General features: G+C 39.0%; 20 protein-coding genes. 11 read left to right on the top strand and 9 right to left on the bottom strand.

The features are described from left to right. Nucleotides 1-30: 30 nt before the first annotated feature. The 4 genes from QL984_RS07785 (at nucleotide 31) to QL984_RS07770 (ending at nucleotide 5823) form a co-directional block, all read left to right on the top strand. Entirely contained in the window at nucleotides 31-750 is a 720-nt protein-coding gene (locus QL984_RS07785; RefSeq protein ID WP_024602760.1) for a Sir2 family NAD-dependent protein deacetylase, read from the top strand. A gap of 155 nt (nucleotides 751-905) precedes the next feature. After that, nucleotides 906-1721 carry a TlpA disulfide reductase family protein gene (locus tag QL984_RS07780; RefSeq protein ID WP_013462938.1) on the top strand — a complete coding sequence of 272 codons (816 nt, stop codon included), beginning with the start codon at nucleotides 906-908 and terminating at the stop codon, nucleotides 1719-1721. A 256-nt stretch (nucleotides 1722-1977) separates the two neighbouring features. Continuing rightward, nucleotides 1978-4905 (top strand): TonB-dependent receptor, encoded by a 2928-nt coding sequence (locus tag QL984_RS07775; RefSeq protein WP_128583197.1) that lies wholly within the window; start codon nucleotides 1978-1980, stop codon nucleotides 4903-4905. A 120-nt stretch (nucleotides 4906-5025) separates the two neighbouring features. Further along, a complete protein-coding gene (locus QL984_RS07770; protein ID WP_013462940.1) occupies nucleotides 5026-5823 on the top strand; it encodes a response regulator in 798 nt (265 codons plus the stop codon). A 26-nt stretch (nucleotides 5824-5849) separates the two neighbouring features. Here QL984_RS07770 and QL984_RS07765 read toward each other — a convergent pair whose 3' ends face one another. The 5 genes from QL984_RS07765 to QL984_RS07745 form a co-directional block, all read right to left on the bottom strand. After that, nucleotides 5850-7937, bottom strand: coding sequence for a bifunctional diguanylate cyclase/phosphodiesterase (locus QL984_RS07765; protein ID WP_036955254.1), 2088 nt, complete (start codon nucleotides 7935-7937; stop codon nucleotides 5850-5852). 182 nt (nucleotides 7938-8119) lie between these two features. Further along, on the bottom strand, nucleotides 8120-8800 hold the full coding sequence (locus QL984_RS07760) for an SDR family oxidoreductase (RefSeq protein WP_036955251.1): 681 nt from the start codon (nucleotides 8798-8800) through the stop codon (nucleotides 8120-8122). Between the two features lie 258 nt (nucleotides 8801-9058). Continuing rightward, nucleotides 9059-10405, bottom strand: coding sequence for an N-succinylarginine dihydrolase (astB, locus tag QL984_RS07755; protein WP_036955249.1), 1347 nt, complete (start codon nucleotides 10403-10405; stop codon nucleotides 9059-9061). A 429-nt stretch (nucleotides 10406-10834) separates the two neighbouring features. Further along, a complete protein-coding gene (locus tag QL984_RS07750; RefSeq protein WP_036955246.1) occupies nucleotides 10835-11929 on the bottom strand; it encodes an L-dopachrome tautomerase-related protein in 1095 nt (364 codons plus the stop codon). Nucleotides 11930-11976: 47 nt separating this feature from the next. Beyond that, a complete protein-coding gene (locus tag QL984_RS07745) occupies nucleotides 11977-12411 on the bottom strand; it encodes a MarR family transcriptional regulator (protein WP_024602753.1) in 435 nt (144 codons plus the stop codon). A gap of 129 nt (nucleotides 12412-12540) precedes the next feature. Between QL984_RS07745 and QL984_RS07740 the strand changes: the two genes are divergently transcribed. From QL984_RS07740 to QL984_RS07720, 5 genes are all read left to right on the top strand, one after another. Then, complete coding sequence (locus QL984_RS07740; protein WP_013462947.1) at nucleotides 12541-12969, top strand: organic hydroperoxide resistance protein; 429 nt, start codon at nucleotides 12541-12543, stop codon at nucleotides 12967-12969. Nucleotides 12970-13170: 201 nt separating this feature from the next. Continuing rightward, a complete protein-coding gene (locus tag QL984_RS07735; RefSeq protein ID WP_013462948.1) occupies nucleotides 13171-13527 on the top strand; it encodes a metalloregulator ArsR/SmtB family transcription factor in 357 nt (118 codons plus the stop codon). Between the two features lie 16 nt (nucleotides 13528-13543). Further along, nucleotides 13544-14557, top strand: a complete 1014-nt coding sequence (locus QL984_RS07730) for an ArsJ-associated glyceraldehyde-3-phosphate dehydrogenase (protein WP_036955243.1) — start codon at nucleotides 13544-13546, stop codon at nucleotides 14555-14557. A 15-nt stretch (nucleotides 14558-14572) separates the two neighbouring features. Then, complete coding sequence (gene arsJ / locus QL984_RS07725) at nucleotides 14573-15793, top strand: organoarsenical effux MFS transporter ArsJ (RefSeq protein WP_036955241.1); 1221 nt, start codon at nucleotides 14573-14575, stop codon at nucleotides 15791-15793. A 113-nt stretch (nucleotides 15794-15906) separates the two neighbouring features. Then, complete coding sequence (locus tag QL984_RS07720; RefSeq protein WP_036955238.1) at nucleotides 15907-18024, top strand: methyl-accepting chemotaxis protein; 2118 nt, start codon at nucleotides 15907-15909, stop codon at nucleotides 18022-18024. Nucleotides 18025-18148: 124 nt separating this feature from the next. On the opposite strand, the gene QL984_RS07715 is transcribed toward QL984_RS07720, so the two are convergent. Continuing rightward, complete coding sequence (locus tag QL984_RS07715) at nucleotides 18149-18736, bottom strand: TetR/AcrR family transcriptional regulator (RefSeq protein WP_013462952.1); 588 nt, start codon at nucleotides 18734-18736, stop codon at nucleotides 18149-18151. Nucleotides 18737-18849: 113 nt separating this feature from the next. Between QL984_RS07715 and QL984_RS07710 the strand changes: the two genes are divergently transcribed. After that, the gene (locus tag QL984_RS07710) at nucleotides 18850-19392 is read left to right on the top strand and encodes a carboxymuconolactone decarboxylase family protein (RefSeq protein WP_033102987.1); all 543 of its coding nucleotides are present in this window, start codon (nucleotides 18850-18852) and stop codon (nucleotides 19390-19392) included. Nucleotides 19393-19495: 103 nt separating this feature from the next. Here the strand turns inward: QL984_RS07710 and QL984_RS07705 are convergent, their stop codons facing one another. Next, nucleotides 19496-20026 (bottom strand): hypothetical protein, encoded by a 531-nt coding sequence (locus QL984_RS07705; protein ID WP_013462954.1) that lies wholly within the window; start codon nucleotides 20024-20026, stop codon nucleotides 19496-19498. A 51-nt stretch (nucleotides 20027-20077) separates the two neighbouring features. On the opposite strand from QL984_RS07705, the gene QL984_RS07700 reads away from it, so the two are divergent. Beyond that, nucleotides 20078-20443 carry a DUF1294 domain-containing protein gene (locus tag QL984_RS07700; RefSeq protein WP_036955235.1) on the top strand — a complete coding sequence of 122 codons (366 nt, stop codon included), beginning with the start codon at nucleotides 20078-20080 and terminating at the stop codon, nucleotides 20441-20443. Nucleotides 20444-20490: 47 nt separating this feature from the next. On the opposite strand, the gene QL984_RS07695 is transcribed toward QL984_RS07700, so the two are convergent. Beyond that, nucleotides 20491-20835 (bottom strand): PEGA domain-containing protein, encoded by a 345-nt coding sequence (locus QL984_RS07695; protein WP_028834242.1) that lies wholly within the window; start codon nucleotides 20833-20835, stop codon nucleotides 20491-20493. Nucleotides 20836-21011: 176 nt separating this feature from the next. Continuing rightward, nucleotides 21012-22985 (bottom strand): serine/threonine-protein kinase, encoded by a 1974-nt coding sequence (locus tag QL984_RS07690; protein ID WP_028834241.1) that lies wholly within the window; start codon nucleotides 22983-22985, stop codon nucleotides 21012-21014. Nucleotides 22986-23149: the final 164 nt, after the last annotated feature.

Raw genomic sequence — 23149 nt, 5'->3', positions numbered from 1 at the left:
ATAGGGTTATTGAATATAAGAGATGACTTTATGAATACATTATACATTACTGGAGCAGGTGTAAGTGCTGCTAGCGGTATTCCCACCTTTCGCGGTGAAGATGGCTTTTGGACTATTGGTAGTAAAAACTATACGCCAATGGAAATGGCGACACGTGCAATGTATGAAAATAATCCAAGTGAGTTTTTAGCTTGGTATTATCATCGCTTTGCAACTTATCGTCATCATGGTCCTAACGAAGTGCATCATTGGCTTAGTGATAAAAACTTAATAACTCAAAATATTGATGGGCTAGATGGTAAGGCGGAAAATAAAAATTACATTGCGATTCATGGTCGGCTTGATCAAATGACTGTATTTCATCATCAAGGTGATAACGTTACACCACAAGCTACGCTATGGAGTAATGTTGATGAGAGCAACTTACATCGCTCTCTACTTGCGTTATTCAATATTGAAAACCATCAGCCAAAGCTTAATCATTCTTTAAAGCCCTTTGTGTTGTTATTTGATGAATATTACACCGAGCTATACCGCATTACTGAAGCGCAGCAGCGAATGATTGATGCCGATAAAATGGTGTTTATGGGTACTTCGTTCAGCGTTAATATTACCCAAATGGCATTAGAGATTGCACGTAATTACGCTATTCCTATTGAAATTGTTGATCCTGAACCTACTCATGTATTGCACTCAAATGTAAGTTATAAAAAAATGACTGCGTTGGAGTACATACAGCAACAAGGTTAACTAGGTAAATAGGTTTTGTATTGCTGCTGGTATACATAACCTATTATGCGTTATTAATAATCAGTACAGTTTAGGCTATGTTATTGTTAGCCTTTAATTCACACTATGTACCGGTTATTTTAAGTACTAAAATACATTATAAGTAGACGACAGCAATGTTAAGTATTTCTCTTGGGCCTTTGGTTATTTCCATTTCACAGTTGATCATTTTTTTAGGGTTAGGCATTTTTTGGGGGCTTACCTATTTATTGACACGCCAACATCCATTACAAAAAGCGATTTTAGACACTGTTTTTAAAGCAATTGTGGTGGGGTTTTTAGTCTCTCGGTTAGCGTTTGTTTTTACTATGTGGGATGCCTATCAAGGTAACTGGTGGCAGCTTTTTAATATTAGCGATGGCGGCTTTATTGGTTATTATGGCTGGCTCAGCGGTATAGTGGTTTTAGCGTTTTATGCACGTGGTAAAAAAGCGGTAATGAAAAACTACGCTATTGCTGGGTTTGTTGGTTTTTGTTCAATGATTATTCCTAATTTTGCGCTGTCTATTTATCAAACGGGTGTGCAGTTACCGCAGTCTGTTGTGCATAATATTCAAGGGCAGCAAGTTAACTTACAAAACTTCAAAGGTAAGCCGGTGGTGATTAACTTTTGGGCGTCGTGGTGTCCGCCGTGTCGAAAAGAAATGCCGGTACTGCAAGCGGCTCAAAAAAATAACCCGAATATCACGGTGGCATTTGTCAATCAAGGCGAAGACTTACACACGGTAAAAGCGTTCCTTGATGAACAGCAACTCGACCTAAATCATGTGTTTTTTGATCAAAGTAGTAATGTGAGTCGCGAATCAGGTGCTGCGGGCTTACCAACAACTTTGTTTTATAATAGCCAAGGTGAGTTAGTTACCAGTCATATGGGAGAACTTTCTCATGCGAGTTTAGGCTATTATATTCAGGCTATTAGTGATAAAAAATAACGGTGTATTGCTGTTTAATCGCGTCATTCCTTTTTTATGCTCTTTTAATAAGCAGCTAAATAGCAATTTTGCTGCTTAACTTCCTACCTTTATTCGAATTGACTATTTTTTGATAGGTTATTCAGTTACTTATCAGTTTACATTAACAAACTATTAAGTTTGGTTGTGTAAAATACAGCTACTTTTTTCGTATCAGCTTTAGCCGGTACGCTCATCTTTAAGTATTAACTGTATTTTAAATGGAACTGTTAAAACTATGACCGCTCATCGGATAACCCACGCTGCACATCACTCTCTTCCACTTTTTATTAAATCAACGCTATGCGTGTCTATTCTATCTGTTGTCAATCATGCATATGCTGATGAAGCAGAAGATAAAACATTAAAAAGCAAAGATATGGAAGTCATTGAGGTGCGTGGTATTCGTTCCAGTATGGCGGCTAATTTAGATATAAAGCGTTTATCGAGCTCTGTGGTTGATGCCATAACAGCAGAAGATATTGGTAAGTTTCCTGATAAAAATGTCGCTGATTCATTACAACGCGTACCTGGCGTGGTGATTGACCGTGACGGAGGCGAAGGCTCATCGGTAAGTATTAGGGGGTTATCATCTGAGCTAACCTTTTCTCAGCTAAATGGTAATTTTATTGCGTCATCACCAGGTGAGCCGTCTCGCTCATTTGATTATGCATTACTGCCCTCAGCCATGATTGAAAGCGTGGAAGTGTATAAATCGCCAGAAGCGCGTTTAGATGAGGGGGGCGTAGGCGGCACGGTATTAATGCATAGTCGTAAACCGCTGAGTATGGAGGCAAACTCTGGGGTAATTAACATGGAAAGCACCTATGCCGATGTGACTGAAGAATCTGAGCCGCAGTTAACCGCGCTTTATTCTTGGAAGAACGAGGCTGATACCTTTGGCATGTTGTTTGGTTATACCTCACAAAAACGCACTAACCGAACTCTCTCAGGAGGCACAGATGCAAACGTATGGCGCTTTGCCGGTGATAACCCGGTAGATACCAATGGCGAGCTGGTTGAAAACAATAATCAGTGGGGCTCAATAAGTGATGCTCAGGGTAATAATTATAACGATGTTTGGTTTCCTCAAGTGGTTCGTGGCTCAATTGTAAACGAATTACGTGAGCGAGAAGGGGTGCAATTTAGCACGCAGTGGCGTCCAACCAGCCGTGTTGAAATTGGCTTTAACTATTTTGGATTTTCACTTGATAAAAATAGAACAGAGTCGGTGATTGATATACCTGAGTGGTCTTTAAATCCTGACTTTTTAACCGATGTAAGTTTGGATGAGTCGGGCACTATTATCAATGGGATGCAATTTGATGCAGCTGCGAGTGGCGCAGAGAATGATATGCAATTGCCGTGGATGCGAGGCCGTTATGTGCGTGAAGAGTCGACCTCAAACACCTTTGATTTTAATTTAACCTATGAAGGCGATTATTTTAAAGCCCGTTTTGTGGCGGGCAATACGCGCTCTGAAGGCGGGCCAAAGGAGAGTTGGGAAGCGGCGTATAAAAGTTCAAACGCCGGTGAAAATGAAAGCCGTATAGAAAATGCATCGCAAACAGCGGGTTGGCAAATTAATGAAAACGACATTAGTTTAAATATAGACCCAAATACGCTAGCAAACCTACTTAATGGCGTGGGAGGCGGTCGCGATCCGGGCTCGTCAAATTCAAGTTTTGTACGCAGTGAACTCGAAGAAGATTACTACCAAGCTGACTTTGATATTTATACCGATTGGGGCATTTTAAGAACAATTAAAACCGGCGTAAAGTACCGAGAAGCTACGCTGCATCGCGAAACCGGTAATACCTTCTTTTTAGATCCTAATTTTGATATTGCTGCAGGAGAAGCCAGCGAGGGGGGGATCACACGTTTTGACAGTTATCAGTGGAACAACGGTATGCCACTAGCACAAGACGTGTTTATTAACGAGGGTAACATTGCTGGTGGTTTTAATATAAACCAAATGCCCGGTATTGATTGGCAAAAATATCGTGACATTGTGACCAGTCATTATGTGCCGTATACACGCAAAGAAGATAACTTTATTTATGATATTGAAGAGCAAATAGCGGCGTTTTATCTGCAAGGTGACTTTGAGTTTAATAGCGTGCGAGGTAATTTAGGGGTGCGTGTGGTGCGCACTAAAACCATGACATCATCAACCGACCTATATACTTATTTATTAGATCATACCAATGATGACACCGGCGAGCCGGTAACGGGAGATGATCGATTTGTTGAAGACTATCAACTTATTACTCAAGAGAGTACCGATACTCAAATTCTTCCTAGCTTTAATATTGCTTGGGATATAAGTGATGATGTAGTGGTACGAGGCGCGGTTGCTAAAGTGATGTCACGACCTGATTATGCCGATTTAGGCGCACAACAACGCATTACGTTTGTCTCAGATGAGTGGGCAGACGATAGAGCTGAGTTTAATGAAATTCCGGGTTTTAGTGGCAGTGGCGGTAATAAAAACTTAAAGCCATTTGAGTCGGTGCAAGCTGATTTATCTATTGAATATTACTACAGCGAAGGCTCTGCCATTGGTTTAGCGCTGTTTCATAAAACTGTTGATAATTTTGTTGTACCCTTAGTCATTGATGTACAACAAGATTTTGCTGGTAAAGAGGGCGTTGTTGAGGCAGGAAATATTACTATATCGCCATATAGCACAGTAGGTAATGGCACTGATGCCGTATCTAAAGGGGCGGAAGTATTTATACAGCATGCCTTTGATAGTGGTTTTGGTTTTTATGCAAACTACACTTATAACAAAACCAATAAAGCCGATGTAGAAGTGGATGGTAAAGAGTTTGGTAAATCGCCACTAATAGGCAGTGCTAAGTATCAATACAATACCTCGATATATTATGAGGGAGATGCCTTTAATATTCGAGCTTCTTATAATAAACGCGGTGAAACTGTGTTGGGTTTAAATAGCGGCTTAAATGTATACCAAGACCCATACGAGCAAGTTGATGTAAATGCTTCGATTAATTTATTAGAGGATTTGAGTTTGACCGCTGCAGTTATTAATTTAACTAAATCTGAGTCGGTAAAGCGCCTAGGTAACGATACAGAGTCTCGGTTATTAAACTCAAGCTATTCGGGAAGACGTTATTATGCGGGCATAAACTACCGTTTTTAAGCTGAGTGTGTTGAGTTTAGGTAAACAAGCTGTTTTGTTGCTGTTTTAGCTTTTTCTTGTAAGTTATTACTTTATAATGAGCGTTATAAAAATTATAGAATTAATATTAACAGGATTGAAATGAGTGATTTAACGGCAATAGCCAACTTATCTATTTTATTAGTTGAGCCTTCTGAAGTTCAACAAAAGCTAATAAAAAAATCACTGGCTCAGTGCGGTGTTACACAAATTGAAACGGCCAGCACTCAAGAAAACGCGCTGGCTGCTTTATCAAATTATCACCCTGATTTAGTCATTAGTAGTATGTATTTTAGTGACGGTACTGCAGATTCTTTATTACAGGCAATACGCAGTAATAGTAATACTGAGCAACAGGCATTTATGTTGGTATCGAGCGAGCGTAATAAGCGCCATTTAGAGCAACTTAGGCAATCGGGGGTATTAGCGATTTTACCTAAACCGTTTAGTGCCGACGAAATAACCCGAGCGCTTAAAGCGACTTTGGATATTATTAGCGAGCAAGAAGTGGAACTAGAGCACTTTGATGTGACGCTTCTTAGAGTGCTTGTAGTTGATGACAGCCGTTTTGCACGAAAACACATAATAAGAGTGCTAGCGGGGATGGGAATTCCAGCACCGGTAGAGGCCGAAGACGGTAAACAAGCAATTGAAATGTTAAACAGCCAATCATTTGATTTAATTGTTACTGACTACAATATGCCAGAAATGGACGGTAAAGAATTAACTGAAACGGTAAGGCAATCGAATGCGTACTCGCATATTCCAATCTTGATGGTGAGCTCAGAAGCTAACGATACCCATTTAGCTAATATTGCTCAAGCGGGTGTGGACGCAATATGTGACAAACCGTTTGAGCCCGCTACTGTGCGCGATTTACTCTTTAAAATCATGAGCTAAAACATAACTATAAAAGCACTTTTTAACTAAAGTGCTTTTAAGTAACGCAATGAAAAATTGAGCAGCTTGGCGGCCGGCAAGGGCTTACTTAAATAAAATCCTTGAGCAATATCGCAGTTTAGCTCGTTGAGTAAATCTAGCTGCTCTTTGGTTTCTACCCCCTCAGCCACTACTTTTATTTCTAGGCTGTGTGACATAGCTATGGCCGCTTTCACTAAATTACAGTCTGCCTTGTTATCTGTTATGCCAGTAATAAAGCTGCGGTCAATTTTTAGCACATCAAAAGGGTATTCTCGTAAGTAACTTAATGATGAATACCCTGTGCCAAAGTCGTCCATTGACAGTTTTATGCCCAGCTCATCAATTTGCAATAAGGCATCATGAATTGACGCTTGGCTATTCATCAGCACCCCTTCGGTAATTTCCAGCTCTAAACATTCATTATTAATACTATTTTTATGCAGAGTGTGTTTAATTATATTAACCAGTTCCGGGTCTCTGAATTGGCGCGGTGATAAATTAATCGCCATGGTATAGTTTTGCTTGTTAATTGATTGCCATTCATTTAAAAAGCGTAAGGCTTGTTGAAGAACAAATACACCAATAGGCGTAATTAAGCCGGTTTGCTCTGCAATTGGGATAAACTCATCTGGGGTTATTTCCCCTAACACTATATTATGCCAACGAAGCAAGGCTTCAGCGCCAACGATGGTGTTTGTTTTTACATCTATTTGTGGTTGGTAATAAAGCTCAAATTCATTACGCTCCAGTGCACCATGCATTTGCTCTTCTATTTCAAAGCGGCGGCGCATGGCGACGTTCATTTGTGGGGTGAAAAAAGAGGACGTGTTTCGCCCCATAGTTTTTGCTTGGTACATAGCGGTGTCGGCATTTCGTAACAACACAGAGGCGCAGGTGCCATCCTTAGGGGAAATAGCAATCCCAATACTTAATGTCAGTATTAAGTCCCTACCTACAAGTTTAAAGGGTTTCCTAAATGCTTGAAGTAACCGCTCAGCAATCGCTAAAGCATCGTTTTCATCATTTAAATTGGATATTAAAACAATAAACTCATCGCCGCCCAATCGGCCTATTGTGTCACTTTTTTTAAGTGTTTGCTGTAATCTTGCTGCTGCCGCAATTAATAGTTCATCGCCCACTTCATGGCCTAAAGAGTCATTCACTTTTTTAAAGTCATCAAGATCTAAAAAGAACACTGCGGCTTTTTCGTGGCTCTTTTGTACTTCCAGTAATATTTGTGATAAGCGGTCTAGAGATAAAAAGCGATTAGGTAAATCGGTTAAGCTATCAAAGTGGGCCTGATGGCGAATTAGTTCAGCGGAGCGGTGTGGTTCGCTAATATCACGAATAATCACCATAATTTGGTTTTTTTTGGGCAGTAAACGCAATCTCGCTTCGTAATAAATTACGCCTTCAGGCATGCTTAATTCGTATTCAAAACTGACCATACTGTCTTGTGTTATCGTTTTTTCTATATGAACCTGAAACTTTTGCGCTACTTTTTCAGGTAATATATCCACCATTTTTTTACCAATAAACTGGTTAGGTGAAATATATAAATCGTTTTCATTATTTGCATGGTAGTCAGTAATAGTGCCATTTTGCTCTAATACAAAAAATAAATCAGGAATTGCCTCAAATAAAGTTTTGAGCATGGTGGCATTAAATACGGCTTCTGCTTGTGCTTTGTGCACCTCAGACAGATCAATATCAATACAGTACATTTGTTTGGTATTGTACTGATTGGTAAACATAACATGGCTTGAAAATACGGCTACATCATTGCCATTTTTATGGCTGAGTATGAGTTCTGATGCGGGAATTTCAATATCATACTTAATCCAATTACTATGCGCTTTAATAACGGGCTCTCGCATTGGCGCGGGTATAATTAAATCTTCGAGTTTTTTGCCAATGGCTTCTTGGTGTGTATACCCATAAAGTAATTCGCTGCCTTTATTCCAATAAATAACACGTCGTTGCTCATCGTAACCTTGTACTGAAATAGAATCGACAGCATCAAAAAGTTGATGCAACGGGTCATTAGTAACATATTGATGAGCTGGCATATTATTAGTTTTATTGGGAGCCATTAAATGGGTTCCAGTTATTGAATTACTTTCTTTATATAATAGACATAAAGTTGTGATTTAGCATGGTAAGCGGCGTTTCAATGAGTGACTTTTTATTGATTGAATAGATAGTGATTTGAATAAAGCACAGGTAAGCACTTTTATAGTAAAGGCCAATAAACATTGGCCTTTATATTTTATTATTAGTTGGTGGGCATTAAATAGATTTCGCGTACGCTATTACGCTGATTAGCTTCAATGGCAAACAAAACGGCATCGGCCACGTCTTGAGGGTCGAGCTTATCTGGTTTTGCTTCATCAAAAAATGGTGTATTCACCATGCCTGGGGCTATGGTTGTACATCGGCCATGCCAAGGTTTCATTTCTTCTGCAAGGTTTTGACCAAAGCCATGAGCAAACCATTTAGTGGCACCATAAATAGAGCCATCAATGGGTCTTCGTCCTGCTGCAGAGCTGGTTAAAATAAAATGTCCTTGGTTTTCACGTAAATGAGGCAAAGTGAGTTTAGCAGTCCAAAGCAATGCTTTAATATTAAGGTCAACCATGGCTGACCACTCTTGAGGATCGCCATTCTCTGTACCAGGTGATGACACACCTATGCCGGCGTTAGCGAATGCTACGTCTAATCGGCCAAATTTTTCAACGCCTTTACTCACTACATTCTCAAGTTCATTAAATGCAGTGGCATCGGCTGAAACGCTAAATGCATTTTCATGGCCTAACTCGTCAACTAGTTTATTGAGTTTATCTTCGCTGCGCGCGGTTAAGATCACTTTGTGGCCATTATTAACTAATGTTTTAGCGGTTGCCTCGCCAATGCCGCTCGATGCGCCGGTAATTAAAATTACTTTCTGTGTTGCCATGGTTTGTCTCCTTTTTTGGAATTCTGCCAAGCTTGAGTGTATAGACTCAATTAAATGAGTTAGTTAGGGTTAATTAAGTGACAGTAATGTCGTTTAAGCATGCTATCAGGAGTAATTCATTACCCTAATAGATAGAATCATATTTTTTTGAATAGTTAAGCTATAAGTATAATTATATAAACTTAACCTTAATTGAATTTAGAGAGATTAGCGATAAGGGTTTGAACGTATGTTTCAAACCCTAGTAGCCGAAAGCAATTAAGCTTCTAGTTGAAATGGGTATACCGATCCTAGGCTAAGTAACTGGGTTAACTCATCAAGCGCTTGATAACTTTCGGTTAATAACGCTGGATCGGCAAAATCGTTAGCACCGAGTTTATCGCGGTAATGGCGCGTAGCCCAATCACATAATTGGGTGTACTTTTGCTCATCTAAAATAACCTCAGGATTTACCGCTGCTAATTCTTGGCTATTAAGCGCCACGCGTAAACGCAAACAAGCAGGTCCGCCGCCATTTTGCATGCTTTGGCGTAAATCAAAAAACTGCACTTGATTTATGGGGTTATCGTCAATAATCATTTCTTCAATATACGCTTTTACAGCAGGATTACGCTGGCATTCTTGTGGGGCAACGAGCAACATTTTATCGTCACTAAGGCTAACCAGTTGGCTATTAAATAAATAGCTACTAACGGCATCTTGAATACTCACTTTGCTGGTTGGCACTTCAATAATATAAAGCTGTTTGTTACCTACATAGGCTTCGCGGATATCGTCTAATGCTTGCGTTTGATTTAAAAACGCCTGCTGATGGCATAATAAAACATTAGCGTTACCCACCGCGATTACATCATTATGGAACACCCCTTGGTCAATCACATCAGGGTTTTGTTGTAATAGTATTTGGCTGGTATCTTTTATATTGTGCAATCGACAAATGGCTTCAGACGCTTCCAAGGTTTGCCTTGCAGGGAACTTAACGGGTTTAACAAGCTGACTGTTAAAGGCACTTGCACCAAATACAAATAATTCTAGCCCGGTTTCACCATGGCTGTCGCACAGGCGAGTATGGTTTGCTGCGCCTTCATCACCAAAAAAACCTTGCTCAGGCAAATGTGAATGGTGTGCAAAGTATTGTTCGTTATTAAACATCGCTTTGAGCAAACGTGTAGTGGTGTTTGGCTCTAAAGAGCGATGAAATTTATTATTTAGATTAGCCGCAGTGAAGTGTACTTTGCCGTCGTTAGTATCAGGTGAAGGCGATACGGTGGCTGCATTAGCGGTCCACATGGCTGAGGCAGAGTAACAAGCGCGCAATAAAATAGGATCGGCTTTAAAGGCTTTATTAATGACTTGTGCATCGTTGCCAGTAAACCCTAAACGCCGCAATACATTTAAATCTGGGCGAGCATGAGGCGCAAATACCCCTTGGGTTAAGCCTTTATCGCGCATGGCTTTCATTTTAGCCAAGCCCTGCAATACTGCTTCTTGCGGATTTGAAAAGCTCGCCGCGTTATTTAACGAGGCAACATTGCCATACGACAAACCTGCGTAGTTGTGAGTAGGGCCGACTAAGCCGTCAAAATTAACTTCTAAAGCATGCATACACGTTCCACTAACCAATTAAATAGTCTTTTACAATACAACGCTATGACTTAGCTTGCAAAGTCTGTTCAAAAATAGTTTTTAACGCGAGTAGATACGCTCTTTCTCACTGGTGGTATGCGTATTTGTTGGCTCATTAACTTGCCACACTGTGATATCTAAGCGCCATAAAAAATAAAGAGTGTTGTATAAATTAGACATAATTTTTTTCCTTGGTGTAACTAATGACAATTAAATATAAGGAAGAAGTATGCCAATTGTTTATTGAATATTTTATGAATATAAATCAGATATTTAGTATTATTCGATTAATTGCTAGTTTGGCTGAGGCACCAAATTGGGGGAGTAATTATAAAATATGCACTTTTTTGGTGTGATGTTATAAAGCCCTGCATTACATGACAGGGCTAGGGTAATTGCGTTAGGTTATTAACGACCTACTTTACCTTTTACAAGGGGCGTAAACGACATCACTTTAAACTTATTAGGGTTTTGAGTTTTATCATTGCTTAAAACTGGCGAGTTGTGCAAATCGTTTACTGTAAAATATATTTTATGATCTGCACCATAACTAAAGCCATCTGGCCAGCTTAGGCGATCATCTTTAAATAACACTTCATAGTCGCCATTTGGTTTTACGACGCCAATTGCACCATTGGTTATATCGGTCACATAGACGTTACCGCCCCCATCCACCGTAATGCCGTCGGAAATGGGTTTAGTGCCGTAGCGCATTACTTTAGCTTCTAGCGCTTTTGCTGAAAGCTGCTCGTTGTTAATTGCGCTGGTGGCAATACGATAAACCGAAGTCCCCGACATTGACCCAAAGTAAAGCCAGTCTTCGTTAGGATCAAGCGTAATTGGGTTAACACCTAAACGCGCAGGTTGTCCGCCCAGGCGCATTGTTCGGCCATTAATAACCATATCAATATTTTCGGCGGTGGTGTATTGGCTATCTTGTAATACTCTTCGCGCTTCACCGGTTTTTAGGTTTACTATAATAATCGCAGCCTGAGTGCCTTGTGCTGTATCGGCAATGTAAATAACGCCGTGTTTATTATCGATGACTAAATCGTTTAAAAACGAGGTATCGGTAATTGTTGGCTTGGCTAGGTAAATAATTTTATGCAGTTGCTCTTGGTTGGTATCCCAACCAACTAATCGCCCCGCATGATCGGGCCCTGAGGTATCAAGCATCCATAGTATGCCGTCACTTGATACATTAACACCGAGTACCCCGTAAAAGCCCTTACCTTTGTTATATGCGTAAGCCCATTGCTCATTAGGGTAGGGTTTAGTGGTGCCATCACTTAATAGCTCCATGATTTTTTGATTTTGCCCATAAAAACCATGTATAGATAAGAACTTACGGCCAGATGGCGTAATGGCTATGTTGCCAGGCGGGTGTTGTGCATCAAATGTCGCAACAGTGGTTAATTCACTATTATTGGCAAGTGCTCCATTACTTACCAGTAATGTAATGCTGTAAGTAATAGCAATAAGTCGTTTTTTTAAATGAGTCATTAATTAACGCCTTGTTTGTTAAGTTATAGCTGGGTAAAGCTGGGTTTTTAGTCGGTCAGATCATTGACCACTAAGTCGAGTAACTGCATTAATTGTTGTGCTTGGGTTGTGTCGATACTGTCAAATTTGCAAAAAATCCTTTTTGGGATGTCGGCAGCTTCAAGTTTTAAAGAGTGGCCCGTGTGAGTCAGTTGCACCAAACGCTTACGCTTATCGTGTTCGTCTTTTATAACGTTAAGTAATGACTTGTCGGTCATTTTTTTTAATATTTGAGTAAGCGCGCCACCATCAATTGCGGTTTTATCTATTAGCTCAGCGATGGTTACTTCATCTTGTTCCCACAGCGCCATCATAACAACATACTGAGGATAGGTAAGGTTAAGCTCAGCTAGAGGTTCTCGATAGGCACGGGCTATGCTGTTGGACGCCATATATAAACGATGGCATAACTGATTTTTTAATTTTAACTGTTCAAACGACATCGCTTTATCCTTCATTTCAATACAGAGTATTTTAGTTTGCATGCAAAGTATTTGCAATCGGAATTTAGTTGATCTATTATTTTGCATGCAAAGTAATTAACTTAGAAATTTTAACCTTAGGAGTTCACTATGAATGTATTACAAAATGTAGCTTATACAGCAAAAGCAACGGCAACAGGCGGACGTGAAGGCGTTGCTAAATCGGATGATGGTCGTTTAAATGTTAACTTATCAACACCTAAAGGGTTAGGTGGTGACGATGGACAAGGCACTAATCCAGAGCAATTATTTGCAGCAGGTTATGCTGCCTGTTTTATTGGTGCACTTAAGTTTGTAGCGGGTAGCGAAAAAATTGCGTTACCAAGTGATACTTACATTAACTCTGAAGTGTCTATTGGTGCGATTGATGCCGGTTTTGGTATTGCTGTAAAATTGGCTGTATCACTAGGTGATATGGACAAAGCAGCGGCACAAGCCTTGGTAGAGAAAGCACATCAAGTATGTCCATATTCAAATGCAACTCGTGGCAATATTGAAGTAGAGCTGTCGGTTATTTAATTAACCTCTTTATATTGTTTATAAAAACACGCCATGAGTGATCATTGCGTGTTTTTTATTGGGCACACCTCTAAAAGCCAAACTTGAGTTGACGCGGAAAATAGATAACTTTACCTTAATATATGAAATTTCATATATTCACTATTCCATATGTCTTTCTTTTCATATATTGTTGTTGTATGCAAAACAAGACTACACTGTATGAATCAACTAAATCCTCTGCATTTTTTTAAATGTATCGCTGACGACACCCGCTTAAAGACAATACTGCTTATTGCGCATGAAGATGAGTTATGTGTATGTGAATTAGTGGCGGCACTTGATGTAAGCCAGCCTAAAATTTCACGGCATTTAGCTGTATTACGTCAATGCGGTTTGCTTGCTGATCGTAAGCAAAATCAATGGGTGTTCTATAGCTTAAATAAATCACTACCTGATTGGGCGAAAGATGTAATTACAAAAACATTACATGCCACCCCTACATTTTATGAGCATCAATTACAGCGTTTAAATGTGATGGGCAAGCGTCCTGAGCGAATTTTAAAATGCTGTGACTAACTAAAGGAATTTTATAATGACGATTAAAGTAGGCATAAATGGTTTTGGACGAATCGGACGTTTAACCTTACGAGCGGCAATTGATTGGCCTGAGGTTGAATTTGTACATGTTAATGATGTGGCTGCTGATGCGAAAACACATGCCCATTTATTAGAATTTGACTCGGTTCACGGGCGCCTAAAATATGAGGTGCAAGCCGATGATAATAGTTTTTCTGTAGCAAAGCATACGGTTAAAGTAACGAATAATAAATCGATTGCAGAGACTGACTGGTCACAATGTGATGTGGTGATTGAAGCCAGCGGTAAAATGAAAACAACAGAATTACTCAATGCTTATTTAGCGCAAGGTGTAAAGCGTGTGGTTGTTACTGCCCCAGTTAAAGAAGAGAGTGTTTTGAATGTGGTAATAGGGGTGAACGATCATCTTTATAATCCGCAGTTACATAAAATTGTTACCGCGGCTTCATGCACAACAAATTGTTTAGCGCCTGTGGTAAAAGTATTGCAAGAAAAAGTAGGGATTAAGCATGGATCCATAACAACGATTCATGACATTACCAACACCCAAACCATTATAGATGCACCTCATAAAGATTTACGTCGCGCGCGCTCATGCGGAACAAGTTTAATTCCTACCACTACCGGCAGTGCAACGGCTATTACGCAGATATTCCCTGAGCTTAAAGGAAAATTAAACGGCCATGCGGTTCGAGTCCCCCTAACCAATGCATCAATTACTGATTGCGTGTTTGAACTAGAGCGTGGTGTAACCGAACAAGAAGTGAATGGATGGTTTAAGCAAGCGGCTAATAACAAGCTAAAAGGCATTTTAGGCTATGAAGAAAAGCCATTGGTATCTATTGATTACAAAACAGACCCTCGTAGCACAATTATAGATGCGCTTTCGACAATGGTTATAAACCACACTCAACTTAAACTCTATGCTTGGTATGACAATGAATGGGGTTATGCCAACCGGACTGCTGAGCTGATGCTCAAAGTAGGACAAAGTGATTTAGTAAACTAGTTCAGGGTATTGAAGATGTTTTCGCAAATCGCCAATTTACCATCGGCTTTAAAACAGTATGGCATTATTACGGGTAATTACTGGGCTTTTACACTAACAGATGGCGCACTTCGCATGCTGGTGGTGCTGTATTTTCATCAGTTAGGGTATGGCGCGCTCGCGATTGCCATGCTGTTTGTGTTTTATGAGTTATTTGGGGTTATTACTAACTTAATTGGCGGTTGGTTAGGTGCGCATTTAGGTTTAAATAAAACCATGAACATAGGATTAGGGTTGCAAGTTGTGGCTTTAGCTATGTTGTGTGCACCAAGCGATTGGTTATCGGTAAGTTATGTAATGTTAGCGCAAGCCTTAAGTGGGGTTGCCAAAGATCTCAATAAAATGAGCGCTAAAAGTGCGATTAAATATTTAGTTCCCGAAGGTGACAATCAGCAAAGCCAATTATACAAATGGATTGCTATATTAACGGGCTCTAAAAATGCATTAAAAGGAGTTGGCTTCTTTTTAGGGGGGCTATTACTTACTTTACTAGGATTTGTTGGAGCGTTAGTTGCTTTAATTATGCTTTTAACTATCGCTTGGATCATTAGCTTAGTGTATTTAGAGGGTGATATAGGCAAAGCTAAAAAGAAACCAAAATTTAAAGCGTTATTTTCTAAGTCTAGGGCAATTAATTTACTTAGTGCCGCTCGGTTTTGTTTATTTGCTGCTCGTGATGTATGGTTTGTTGTTGCACTGCCTGTTTATTTAGCCTCGCAATTTAATTGGCCACACTGGTGGGTTAGTGGTTTTATGGCACTATGGGTGATTGCTTATGGGGTAGTGCAATCTCAAGCACCAAAAATTACAGGCAAGTCACTTGTCAGTAATGATGCGATAAAGAAAGCGTATTACTGGGGGGGAGTATTGGCGTGTGTCACCTTGTTATTAGCTTGTTTGATGCAGTTGAATATAGCTGTAAACACTACGCTAATTGTTGGGTTATTTATTTTTGGTGCTGCATTTGCTATTAACTCATCATTACACAGTTATTTAATTGTCAGCCTTGCTAAAAGTGATGGTGTTTCTCTGGATGTAGGTTTTTATTACATGGCTAACGCTGCAGGAAGACTGGTCGGGACAGTACTTTCTGGTTTTATGTATAAAGTATATGGACTGCAGGCCTGTTTGTGGGTAAGCGCTAGCTTACTTTTGCTCGTTTGTTTACTCACTCAACGGTTAACTAAACAAAGTTAGCCGAACACTAAATACTAAAATAAGTCACTAAACGGTATTTCTGAAATATTTTATAGTATGTTCTTTTAATTGGTCTAAACTAAAAAATACATATGTAAGGTAAGGTAATTTTAATGCGGGAAATAGCGTTAGCAAAAAAGTTATTGTGGATAAGTGTTGGAAGTATACTTTTAACGGTTGTACTATTTTCAGGAATATTGTGGTCTAAATTATCATCAAGTAATGCACAAACCTCTTCAGAGGCAGAAGCATTAATTGTCAGTGAAGTAGATGGTCGCTTAACCGCAAATGCAGCAGCATATGGTGAGAAAATTGCGGCATTTATCAATGAAGCTTATCGGATCCCATACGCTCTTGGCAGTATTTTAGAAGACGCCGATAAAACATCCATAAACAGAGAGTCTGTTGTTCTACTAAATCGCTCAATACTAGAAAGCAATGATGTTATTTCTAGTATTTACTCACAGTTTGAAAAAAATGGCTTTGATGGCAAAGATAGTGATTTTACCCAAGGGTACGATCATTCAGTTGCTGGAGCTGGCACACTAGAGGTTTATCTAACGAGAAGTTCGAACGGCGTTGTTGAACAACAAGTAGTAGAAGATGCCTCAGAAAAATATGTTGATAAAATTAATGAATTCGGTTTACGTGAAGCCGAATGGTACTTATGTGCAAAAGACAAATTAAAACCCTGCATTATGGAACCCTACCTCTATGAAATAACACCGGGTTATTCTGAAATGATGACCTCTTTAGTGGTACCTATTATTAAATCAGGCCAGTTTGTAGGGGTAACAGGCGCGGATATTACACTACCTGTATTTCAAAAATTGACAGAAGAGCTTTCAAAAGCGCTTTACGATGGTAAAGCAAAAGTAACGTTACTTAGTCATTTAGGTTTAATTGTAGGTACGAGCCACTACAAAGAAAAACTAGGTCGCCCTTTAAAAGAAGCGGTTAGCGCTAAAAGTTATGAGAGTTATAAAGCTCTAAAAGGCACCAAAGGAACAAACAAACAAGGCGCTGAAATAATGGTGTCTTACCCGATTGAAATTAAGCTTGCTGATGTGAAATGGATGCTGCTAATTGAAGTACCCGCTGAACTTGCCTTTGAAGGACCTATTCAATTAACTGCTGGGATGTCTGAGGCTGCAAAAGAGCTGGGTGTGATTATTTTGATCACGGGGACTGTGATTGCGGTATTGGCATTTATAGTAATGAAGCTTGTAGTAGGCAGTGTTGTAGCGCCACTTAAACAAATACAAGAACGTGTAGATAACCTAGCCAGCTCTGAAGGTGATTTAACACAAACACTACATGTTGATACGCATGCTGAGCTTATAGCTTTGGCCGGAGGATTTAATAAGTTTTTATCAAAACTGCGTGAACTTATTAGTGAGCTAAAAGCGGTCTCGGATCAAACCAAGCATCAAGGCGAAGTTACCTCAAATATTGCCGTAGAAACCAAGCATAATGTTCAGGCACAGTTTAAAGAAATTGAAAGTGTTGTGACGGCAATGAACGAAATGAGCGCGACAGCACTTGAAGTGGCAAAAGCTTCTGAGCAATCTGCGCAACAAGCTGATGAAATCAATACCTTAGTGGTTAGCAGCGAGTCGAGTTTATCTTCTGCGATGACCCAAGTTAAAACAATGTCTGAGGAAATCAAAGAAGCCAACCAAGCAGTCGAAAAAGTGGCCTCACGTAGTAATGATATTACGCAAATTTTGGATGTGATCCGAACTATTTCTGAGCAAACAAATTTACTGGCATTGAATGCCGCCATTGAGGCTGCACGTGCAGGTGAACATGGCCGAGGTTTTGCTGTTGTTGCGGATGAAGTTAGGGCTTTAGCGTCTAAAACTCGCTCATCCACCGATGATATTAGCAGCCTAATTGATAGCTTGTTATCAGAAGTAGGAAATGCCTCAACTGTCATCGAAAAAGGCGTTGTACGTGCTGAAAATGCAGTTGATGAAACTTCTACTGCCTTTGATGCACTGCACAGTGTTGTTGTAAAAGTGGATGAAATAACTAACCAAATCACCCATATTGCAACCGCAGCTGAAGAGCAAAGTTTGGTCACTGAAGAAATAAATCGTAATTTAACTATTATTTCTGATGCGGCATCTCAGCTCTCTGATTTATCTGCTCAGGCAGGCGATAGCAGCCAAGAACTCAATAAGTTGGTTGCACAGCAAGACGCTGAGCTGAATAAGTTGAAAACGTAAATTTTTTATTTAGAGTTAAACAAGCGGCTAATTTAATACAGATTAGCCGCTTTTTTATACGCTGAATAATCAAACGGAATATAAAAAGAGTTTATTTAAGCGCAAAGACAAGCACCCAATAGGATTACAGTTTTTTAATTAGTACAAACATTTGGTTGATCATCGGCATCGCCAAATGCTCGACTGCAGGGCGATTAAAGTAACCTCGTAATCCTGTAAATTGCACTTGGAAAAATTGTGCGTATGCAGTTGCAGTTAAATCACCGCTTAGCTCACCATTTTCAATAGCGCGGGTAAACAATGTGGTTAAATAAGATTCAAATTTAGTCAGTAAGCCTGCGCTTAACTCACTTAAAGCCGTGTCTTTTTCAGCAAATTCGGTATTTGCTTTTACTAACATACAAATAGCACTTGGACTGCAGTCCTTGGTTTTAATAATTACATTTTCAACAAATGCCCGCAAACCACCTAAAATCGAATCAGAGTTTGCTATAAAGCCCTCAATTTGGCTTTTCATCTGTACGGTGTAGTCTTTTAAAGATTCGCTGTATAAACCCTCTTTAGAGCCAAATGCAGAGTAAATACTTCCTGGTCGCATATTTATAGCTTCCTGTAAATCGCGGGTAGAAGTAGCATGAAAGCCTTTCTCCCAGAACAGCTGACTTGCCACGCGAACAACATGTTCACGTTCAAATTTAATTTTATTGGCCATAATAGTTTCTATTAATTTGAGCGACTGTTCAATTTTAACTTGAGCGACCGCTCAAAATCAAATAATATGTTTCTCAACACGACTTAATACTATTTATTATATAGGAGCAAACTATGGCTGAATTTACCTTATACACGCAAGAAAATGCATCAGCAGAGGCAAAACCTTTATTAACAGACTCTGTCGCCGCTTTTGGGATGTTGCCTAATCTTCATGCTGTGATGGCTGAGGCACCAACATTGCTAAAGGGTTATCAAGTACTGCATGAGTTATTTCAAAAAACATCGTTTAATGCACAAGAGTTAACGGTTGTTTGGCAATCAATTAATGTTGAGCACGAGTGCCATTATTGTGTGCCAGCACACAGTGGTATAGCGGCTGCCATGAAGGTTGATGAGAATATTGTGGATGCATTAGTCAATAAAACCCCGCTTGCTGATCCTAAACTTGAGACACTTCGTGAGACAACGCTTGAAATGACACGAGAACGTGGTGTGTTAAGTCAGTCACAGCAGGAAAAGTTTTTTGCAGCAGGGTATACAAAACAACAGCTTCTTGAAATTGTGTTGGGTCTTGCGCAAAAGGTGATGAGTAATTACACCAACCACCTTGCAGATACGCCTGTTGATAATGCGTTTAAAAAATTTATAAAGTAACTTAAGATCAGTGTTCTAGTTCAAAATCGTAATTATTAATGGCTAGAACACTGTTTTCAAAGAACTAATACGTTTTTAGGTATTACAAGGCAATAAATAAAACTTATTTAAACTTTACTTCTTTATTGCTGCGATGGTAGGTGCGAATTTGCGGCTTAGTCCATTCACCTTTTTTTAAATAACTGGTGGAAACAACAAATTGCTCATCCTTGAATTCACTAGTTGATTTAACTTTAGTGATGCCCTCTTGGCTGCCAGTGACGTCTTCATAAGCAACAAATTGTGTTGGGCTCAACACTTTCATGACTCCTTTGGTATAAAAGCCAGCCGTAGTAAAATAATAAAATACTAATGACTGTTTTTTGCGATCATAGAAAATCATTGATTCGCCCCCATACTCACCTTCATTTATAGAATGCGTAGTGCGAATGGCTTTACCATTTAAGGTGCGCTCCCATTTGGTCACATCTTGGGTTGGAAGCGGGTTTTTATCTATATGAAAATCAGCTTGCCAAGTACCTAAGTAAGGAGTGAATACCGCAAGCTCAGGCTCTAGTAAATCCGTTTTATTATTTGCTTGAATACTGAATATACATAGTGAAAACAGCAGCATCGAAGCCTTTAAATATGTCATAATTTAACCTTGGTGTTTCTTTTAATTATCTTCATTATAGGCGATTATTTTTTGATAAAAAGTAGCTTAATTATATTTTCCAGCTTGTTTATAGCCTTATTTTGGTTAGCTTACTTAAATAATGAAGTTGAAATGTACTTACCCATATATGTTTCATCGATCAGCTGTATTACATTTGTATATTACGCATGGGATAAGCGAAAAGCGGTACAATCAAACCACAAAAAAGTCAGTCGTATACCTGAACGACACTTACATCTATTGGCTTTATTTGGAGGGTGGCCCGGTGCACTTATAGCGCAGCAAAGTTTACGACATAAGTCACAAAAGCGAGTCTTTATTGCAGTGCTATGGGTATGTATTGTGGTTAATATTAGTGTAATTAGTTACGCGTGGTTTGCCTATTACCGTATTTAAAATGCCTTTATTGAGCGTAATAAAGGCATTTTAAATTGATCATTCGCTTATTGCGCAGACTGGCTTAGCTGTTTTTCATCTAGCTCAATAGTTAAGATGGTTTTTTTGTCAACCGTTACCCATTTCCTATAAGTCACATAACCTGCTTTACTTACTTCGATATCATATTTACCTGCATCTAGTTCAATAGCGTCTTGATATACAGGCACTATATTCATAATACGTACTCTAGAGTCAGCAGGGTTAGTAATAACAGTCAGTGATATTGGCGCATTCTCTTCGCTAACTTGAGGCGTTGGCTCAATAACTACTTCCTCTGTTTTGTTTACACTAGAAGTTGTCGAACAACCCGTAAGTATAACGGCTGCAGCTAATAAGCTTAAATTTTTCATAGGTACTCCATTAATTATAAAAAGTCTATATATTTTAAAATCTTGGCGGAGTGTATGATGATGAAAATGCACTCGTCGTCCTTGACTTTATTGTGTATATTTTGGGTTAGTCTAATAGCTAACTAATCTATATTCAATTATATCTGTGTTATTTTTGAGCAATAAATAAGAGTTGTTTAAAGCATATTGTCTAACGATTGCGTGATGGCCTCACTTTTTTCAACCAAACGTTCAGCTGCTTTATACATTCTTTTTTTCATTAAATCGTTCGCTGTACTAATGTAACGTCTCGATAATTCTTTTCTAAGCGATACTAAAAGAGAAAAATCGTTGGGTAGTGCTGTCGATTCGGATTTAATAAACTCTTCAAATTCCATTAAAGCTTTATGATCTTCAATAGTTTCTAATTGTGCAGAAAAGCGTTGAAACTTTGGACCATAAAAAACGACCGCATCGGCACGAGGAAACTCAGCTTGTTCGCCTAAATTAATCTTTTGTTGGTATGCGGTTAGTGCATTAATTGCAGACTCACGCTTCATTAAATTAGCAAGAAGCTCTTCTGCTTTTTTGTTATTTGAAAATACAATTTTACCCACATTTAAAAGTACTTTTTGTGTGATGACATCATCGCTTTCTATGGCTGTGTTTAACGCAACAGTAAAGTTATCAAGATGCAGATCCGTTGGTTGATAACGGTAAGTTTTATCTACTTCTTTTAGATCTTTAACGAGATGAGCAATACTATTGGGCTGGTCTTCGTTGTAGCGTGATTGTTCGAGTAATAAATCTATTCTCGCGGTAATATCAAAAATAATTGATTGGCGCTCCCTCAATACACTTTCTAATTGCATCGAAAGCTTTTCTGAATCGGGATAGTAGTTCAGTGCATTAGAATAGACCGCTATTATTTTATCAAAATCTTTAAATTTACGGCCCGCAATATTATTAAACTGGCTTGCTTCATCATTAAAGCTATCTAATATACTTTGCTGATTTGATCTGAGTAATCCTTGTTTAAGCACCTCATACTGTGGCGGAATTTGTTCTAGCTTGTTTAAAATAGTAGGGCCTTGCCAAGACATCCATGCTTCCACTTGTTGGTTGATTGCCTTGGCGTTATCAAGTTGTGCCTGTAATTGCTTGGTATTATCTGAGCTTGAAAAATAATTTTGAGTGATTAAGGCAATAATTGCCACACTAGCCACACTGGCAAAAATAGCGGGTTTTAAGTTCACTTTTAGCGTTTTTGAAATTTGTTCTAGTGAATCGAGTCTTTGGCTGGCGCTTAAAGATAATGCTTTATGTAAATTTTTCCATAAAAGGAGAGGGCAATTACTTGGTTTTTTTACAGTAGTATTTTTAGGAACTTTATCTGCAGCAATGCGGTTAAATGGGTGCTTACTGCTTAGAAGCTCATAAGCAATACAGGCAAATGAAAATACATCATCTTTAATGGATGCTTCGCCGCCTTTTAGCTGCTCAGGGCTAGCATACGTTGGAGTATAACCACCAATGGTTGCAAACTCACTTTCGTTTTTAACAGCATATTGGTCGTCCAAACTTTTGTGTTTAGCAATACCAAAATCAAGCACTTTGAGGTTACCATTAGAGTCAAAAATAATATTCGAAGGCTTAAGATCATTATGTATTACGCCACGTGAGTGGGCATATATAAGGGCGTCAGTTAATTGCTCTAAAATAATTTTCGCTTTTTTAAACGCTAAACCTGAGGGTTTATTTCGCTTAATAATTTGTTCTAGAGTTTCTCCCTCAATGAGCTCCATAGTGACATAATATAAATCGCCATCAGAGTCTGCTGAGTACACTTTTACAATACTAGGGTGAGCAAGTTGTTGTGTTTTTGCTGTTTCATCTTTCAATAATGAAATAGCTTCTTCAGAGTTGGAAAACTCTTCTTGGAGCACTTTTATAGCGACCGATGCTTCAGAGCGACCGCTGTTTTCTAAAAAGGTATCTCGCGCACGATATATGTAACACATTCCACCTTGCCCGATGAGCTCTTCAATTAGGTAGCGATCGGATATCTTTTTGCCGAGGAGGTTTTGTTTATGGATGCTTGATGTTTTTTTTGTGCTGGAGTCTAGAGAAGCAATCTGAGTTTTATCGTTGTTATCATTAATATTGCTCATTAAAAAATCCTTTTATTGTGTTTAGTTAAATAATTACAAAGGTAAATAATCTCTACTTACCTATCAATTTTCCCTCTGATATAAGCATGTATTTTACAAAAATATACAATTATAGCAATGCCTGAATAGCATATTGTTGCCGGTGAACTCGCTTTATAGTGAAT

It is taken from the genome of Pseudoalteromonas sp. APC 3495, from assembly GCF_030407645.1.
GTDB lineage: Bacteria > Pseudomonadota > Gammaproteobacteria > Enterobacterales > Alteromonadaceae > Pseudoalteromonas > Pseudoalteromonas tetraodonis.
The sequence above is the reverse complement of the archived record's forward strand: the minus strand, read 5'-3'. Positions and strand labels throughout refer to the sequence as shown.

Excerpts from the sequence above, each read along its gene's own strand:
- QL984_RS07785 (WP_024602760.1), top strand. The coding sequence starts at position 31 with ATGAATACATTATACATTACTGGAGCAGGTGTAAGTGCTGCTAGCGGT.
- QL984_RS07780 (WP_013462938.1), top strand. The coding sequence starts at position 906 with ATGTTAAGTATTTCTCTTGGGCCTTTGGTTATTTCCATTTCACAGTTG.
- QL984_RS07775 (WP_128583197.1), top strand. The coding sequence starts at position 1,978 with ATGACCGCTCATCGGATAACCCACGCTGCACATCACTCTCTTCCACTT.
- QL984_RS07770 (WP_013462940.1), top strand. The coding sequence starts at position 5,026 with ATGAGTGATTTAACGGCAATAGCCAACTTATCTATTTTATTAGTTGAG.
- QL984_RS07765 (WP_036955254.1), bottom strand. The coding sequence starts at position 7,937 with ATGGCTCCCAATAAAACTAATAATATGCCAGCTCATCAATATGTTACT.
- QL984_RS07760 (WP_036955251.1), bottom strand. The coding sequence starts at position 8,800 with ATGGCAACACAGAAAGTAATTTTAATTACCGGCGCATCGAGCGGCATT.
- astB (WP_036955249.1), bottom strand. The coding sequence starts at position 10,405 with ATGCATGCTTTAGAAGTTAATTTTGACGGCTTAGTCGGCCCTACTCAC.
- QL984_RS07750 (WP_036955246.1), bottom strand. The coding sequence starts at position 11,929 with ATGACTCATTTAAAAAAACGACTTATTGCTATTACTTACAGCATTACA.
- QL984_RS07745 (WP_024602753.1), bottom strand. The coding sequence starts at position 12,411 with ATGTCGTTTGAACAGTTAAAATTAAAAAATCAGTTATGCCATCGTTTA.
- QL984_RS07740 (WP_013462947.1), top strand. The coding sequence starts at position 12,541 with ATGAATGTATTACAAAATGTAGCTTATACAGCAAAAGCAACGGCAACA.
- QL984_RS07735 (WP_013462948.1), top strand. The coding sequence starts at position 13,171 with ATGAATCAACTAAATCCTCTGCATTTTTTTAAATGTATCGCTGACGAC.
- QL984_RS07730 (WP_036955243.1), top strand. The coding sequence starts at position 13,544 with ATGACGATTAAAGTAGGCATAAATGGTTTTGGACGAATCGGACGTTTA.
- arsJ (WP_036955241.1), top strand. The coding sequence starts at position 14,573 with ATGTTTTCGCAAATCGCCAATTTACCATCGGCTTTAAAACAGTATGGC.
- QL984_RS07720 (WP_036955238.1), top strand. The coding sequence starts at position 15,907 with ATGCGGGAAATAGCGTTAGCAAAAAAGTTATTGTGGATAAGTGTTGGA.
- QL984_RS07715 (WP_013462952.1), bottom strand. The coding sequence starts at position 18,736 with ATGGCCAATAAAATTAAATTTGAACGTGAACATGTTGTTCGCGTGGCA.
- QL984_RS07710 (WP_033102987.1), top strand. The coding sequence starts at position 18,850 with ATGGCTGAATTTACCTTATACACGCAAGAAAATGCATCAGCAGAGGCA.
- QL984_RS07705 (WP_013462954.1), bottom strand. The coding sequence starts at position 20,026 with ATGACATATTTAAAGGCTTCGATGCTGCTGTTTTCACTATGTATATTC.
- QL984_RS07695 (WP_028834242.1), bottom strand. The coding sequence starts at position 20,835 with ATGAAAAATTTAAGCTTATTAGCTGCAGCCGTTATACTTACGGGTTGT.
- QL984_RS07690 (WP_028834241.1), bottom strand. The coding sequence starts at position 22,985 with ATGAGCAATATTAATGATAACAACGATAAAACTCAGATTGCTTCTCTA.